Below are 1,984 nucleotides of genomic sequence, written 5' to 3' on the forward strand. Positions count from 1 at the left end.
CAGGGTTATTTAAAGAGAGTGTATGGGTTATGGTTATGCGTCGTGTGTTAAGACATCATGTTTGTTTGTGTGTTCTCTCGACAGCTGTTCTGGCTGGTCTTGCTCTTCTTACAGATCAAAACAAGGTTTATGCTGGACTGAATTGTACGGGGGTTGCTAATTCTAGTGGTGATGGGAGTACGAGGGATAATACTAATGGGCGGATCGAATGTGATGGGAGTGGTAATGGGACGGGTGATAGGAGTGGGCAGCTGAGTGGTATAAGAACTATAGATATGAGTAGGACGTGGAAGAGGGGGACGACGAGGAATAGTGGTCATCCTGCTGTGAAGGTGTATAAGGCAGATATTACGATAAGTGGTGCGCTGAAGATTACGGATAATGGTCAGAGTAATAATCCGGCGATTCAGGTGTATGATAGAGGGGTGCTGAGGGTGAATGATGTCACTGCTACAGGGGTGTATAAGGGGATAGAGGTGAGTGGGGGTGGGTCTTCTGTTACGGTGGTTAAAGGATCGATTGAGGTTAGGGCGGGGGGTGGTGCTGTGATTGAGGTGAAGAATGGGGGGATGGTGGTGTTGAATCATGGAGTGAAGGTTAATGGAGGGGGAGATAATACGGGGATAGAGGTGGGGCAGGGTGGGGGGACTGTGACGTTGGTGGGTACGAATTTTAGGAATGTCAAGACGGGGATAAAGTTTACGGGAACGGGGACGGCTGCTAGTGTGATGGGGGTAGGGGCGACGATTAATTTAGCAAGTGGGGGGATAGGGATTAAGATGGAGGGGACGGGGGGTGCTAGTGTGATGAATATGACGATTAAGGGAAGTGGGACGGCAACGGGGGCTGAGGTGACAAGTGGGACGTTGACGGTGAATACGGTGACGATGACAAATGTGCAAACGGGGATGAAGGTGACGGGGAATGGGAATGCTACTATGGTGGGGGGAGAGATTAAGGGAAAGGGGGGAACTGGAACGGGGGTGGAGATGAATACTTCGGGGACAGTGACGTTGAGTGGAGGGGTGAAGGTTGAGGGGTTTGAGACGGGGCTTAAGGTGACGGGGTCGGGGATGAGGAATACGGTGACGGGGGGGGTGATTCAGGGAAAGAGGGTTGGTGTGGAGGTGTCTGAGAAGGGGATATTGAAGGTGAATGGGGAGGCTACGATTGAGGTTACGGAGAGTAATGGGGTGGGGCTTAAGGTGACGGGGACGGGGAGGGCTAATGTGGTGGGGGGAGAGATTAAGGGAAGTGGGGGAACTGGAACGGGGGTGGAGATGTCGGGGAATGGGACGGTGACGTTGAGTGGGGTGACGGTTGAAAAGTTCAAAACGGGGGCGAAGGTGAAGAAGGGGACGTTGAAGATGATGGGGGAGTCGACGATTAGTTTAGCAAGGGGGGGTAAGTATGGGGTGTATGTGGGGATAGATGTGACAAGTGCTGAGTTGACGGGGACGAAGATTGTGGGAGGGGGAAGTGGATACGGGGTGTATGCGATGGGGGGAAATGTGACGTTGGAGGGGGTGAAGGTTTCAGGGGTTGAGAAGGGGGTCTATGCGAGGAAGGGTAAGAGCCTGACGATTAGTGGGAGTTCGTCGATTGATTTTAAGGGTGAGTATGGGGTGTATGTGGGGAGTGGGGTGACGGCTGAGTTAAAGGGGACGGTGATTAGGGGAGGGGGAAATGAGAAGAGTACGGGGGTCTATGCGATGGGGGGAAATGTGACGTTGGAGGGGGTGAAGGTTTCAGGGGTTGAGGAGGGGGTAGTGATGATGGGGTCGGGGACGTTGACGGTGGAGAGGGGGACGATTGAATTAGCAAGTGGGGGTAAGTATGGGGTGTATGTGGGGATAGATGTGACGAGTGCGAGTTTGACGGGGACGAAAATTGTGGGAGGGGGAAAGGGATACGGGGTGTATGCGACGGGGAAAAAGGTGACAATCAGTGGAGGGGAGATTTCAAAGGTCATAACGGGGGTCTA

General features: G+C 53.1%; 1 protein-coding gene. It reads left to right on the forward strand.

What is annotated here, in order from left to right; genetic code table 11:
* Nucleotides 1–275 precede the first annotated feature (275 nt).
* A partial coding sequence (locus ME3_RS06515) for an autotransporter outer membrane beta-barrel domain-containing protein (RefSeq protein ID WP_210160364.1) occupies nucleotides 276–1,984 on the forward strand: 1,709 nt, incomplete at its 3' end.

This window comes from Bartonella melophagi K-2C (assembly GCF_000278255.1).
Taxonomy (GTDB): Bacteria; Pseudomonadota; Alphaproteobacteria; order Rhizobiales; family Rhizobiaceae; genus Bartonella; species Bartonella melophagi.